1 protein-coding gene is annotated in these 230 nt (G+C 58.3%); it reads left to right on the forward strand.

What is annotated here, in order from left to right; all coding sequences use genetic code 11:
* Positions 1-230, forward strand: a 230-nt coding sequence (locus tag Q5762_RS39860; RefSeq protein WP_315897205.1) for a hypothetical protein, incomplete at both ends; no start/stop codon positions are given.

Genomic DNA, 230 nt, shown 5'->3' on the forward strand with positions numbered 1-230 from the left:
TCATGATGGAGGGCGTCGACAACAACAATCGGGCCAACCCGGGTCCGCTGGTCTATATCTCGCCCGACGCCACTACGGAGTTCGTGACATATCAGAATCAGTTCCCGCCGGAGTACGGACACGCCGCAGGCGGACAGTTCAACACCATCATCCGTACGGGCTCCAATCAGGTGCACGGCGCATTGTATGAGTACTTGCAGAATCGCAATCTGAACGCCGAGGATCGCCGC

Source organism: Streptomyces sp. P9(2023), from assembly GCF_032436795.1.
In the GTDB taxonomy this organism is placed as follows: domain Bacteria; phylum Actinomycetota; class Actinomycetes; order Streptomycetales; family Streptomycetaceae; genus Streptomyces.